Source organism: Micromonospora sp. NPDC049799 (assembly GCF_040656655.1).
Classification (GTDB): Bacteria; Actinomycetota; Actinomycetes; order Mycobacteriales; family Micromonosporaceae; genus Micromonospora.
In genome coordinates, this window is the sequence record NZ_JBFAMU010000738.1 from 1 (window position 1) to 1,894 (window position 1,894).

Annotated in this window: 1 protein-coding gene and 1 pseudogene; both read left to right on the plus strand. The window is 74.5% G+C overall.

All coding sequences use genetic code 11. The features are described 5' to 3' along the window. Positions 1 to 935: pseudogene (locus AB0I76_RS28955) on the plus strand (hypothetical protein); the annotation flags it as partial. A gap of 197 nt (positions 936 to 1,132) precedes the next feature. Continuing rightward, on the plus strand, positions 1,133 to 1,690 hold the full coding sequence (locus tag AB0I76_RS28960) for a hypothetical protein (protein ID WP_357042042.1): 558 nt from the start codon (positions 1,133 to 1,135) through the stop codon (positions 1,688 to 1,690). The last annotated feature ends 204 nt before the right edge of the window (positions 1,691 to 1,894 follow it).

The following is a 1,894-nucleotide window of genomic DNA, read 5'->3' on the forward strand; positions in this document are numbered from 1 at the left end:
TAAGCGAGCTCTGCCGGGTGCACGGGAGGCCTTTCTGTCTCCGGGTGCCGGTAGCGTCTCTGCGGGTCAGCCCACGCGGTGGCCTGCGCCCCTTCAGCGCGCCCGAACCGCCGTGGTGGTCGCGGCGGTTCCTGCCGGCGGCGGTGGCCCTGACGCTGCTGGCCGCCGGTGGCGCGTGGGCCGGCACCCGCTGGGGACCGGACTGCCACCCCTCGCCGACCGGTGGCCGGATCGCGGTGGAACTGGCCGAGGGGGAGTGCGTCGGCTACAGCGACAGCGCGGCCCAAATCTTCAACGACGACCCGGGACAGGACGCGCTGCGGACCGTCCAGGAGCGGATCTTCGCGCAGAACCGCGCCGCCGAGGAGGTCTGGGAACGCAGCCACCACCGCCGGCCCTACCTGACCCTGGTCTACCTGGGCACGCTCACCGGCAACCGGACCCGCGCGGACGAGGAGTCCTACGTGTCCGAGCGGGAGGAACTGGAGGGGATGGCGACGGCGCAGTACGCGCTGCTGAAGGAGTCCGCGGGCGCCGACGGCGCGGCGCTGCTGCGGATCGTGGTCGCCAACGGCGGCCGGCAGATGCGCCACGCGGACCGTGCCGTGGCGATGCTCGCCGAGCTGGCCCGCGACGACCCGACGGTCCTCGGCGTCGTCGGTCTGGTGGAGAGCCGCGCCAGCACCGCCCGGGCACTGCGGGAACTCAACCGGATCGGGCTGCCCGTGCTCGCACCGACCCTGTCGGCCGACCGCATCGACGCCAACTCGCGGCTCTACCTCCAGGTCTCCGCGCCCAACGCCGACCAGGTCGAGATGGTCGACGAGTACGCCCGCCAGGTGCTGAAGGTGGACGAGACGCACGTCTACTGGACCACCGGGAGAACAGCCCGCTGGCCGAGGACCTCTACGTCGGCACCCTCCTGGACGGGCTGAAGCAGCGGTTCGGGCCCCGGCTCACCCGGCTGGAGGAGTGGCGGACCGGCCGTCGGCTGACCGCCGAGTGCGGCTTCGACGGCCTGCTCTTCTACGCCGGCCGGTGGTCGGAGTTCGACGGGTTCCTCCGCGCGCTGCGCGAGTGCGGCGACGACCCGCCGAAACACCTGGTCGGCGACGACTCGGTCAACCGCTACATGGCCAACCCGGGCCTGCGGGCCGCCGCGCCGGGCAACGTGCCGGTCACGTACGTGTCCAAGGCCGCGCTCGGCACCTGCGCCGCGCTGCGGGCCGCTCAGGACCGGCGGGACGAGGCCCGGTCCAGCTTCCTCACCTGGATCCAGGCCGGCGACCTGCTCGACCCGCCGCGCTGCCGACCGGACCGCCCGCACCCCGTCGGCGAGCGGGTCAGCCTCGCTTACGACGCGTCGATGATGATGGTGCGGGCGCTGGAGAGCCTGGCCGCCCGGCTGCACCACGCCGGCCCGCGGCAACGCTGGGAGCCGACCTCGGTCAATCCCGTCGCCGTGCACGCCGAGGTGCTGCGGCAGAACGCCGGCCCGGGCTACCCGGGGGTGGCCGGACTGATCCGGTACCCGCCGGACTCCGGCGAGCCGGTGGACAAGCGACTCGCTCTCCTGCGGGTCGAGCGGGTGCCCGACGTGGCGACGGAACCCGTCGAGGTGTACCACTGCGGTACCGGCGACCGGCCCCAACCGGCCTCCTGCGCCGTCGTCCCGGCGCCCGGCCGCTGACCCGGCGTGTCCTTCGGCGGCGCGTCCGCTTCGGACTGTCCCGGCGTCGGTGGGGTCGGCTAGGGTTTCCCGGGACCAGGCGGGGCGAGGCGACGGGAGCACGGGAAGTGGGCAGGCTCGCGTCGGCGTACGGGCAGGCGGTGGCGGCCCACCGGGCGGCCCGGTCCCACCTCGACACCGCCCGCCGGACCCTGGACGCCGCGC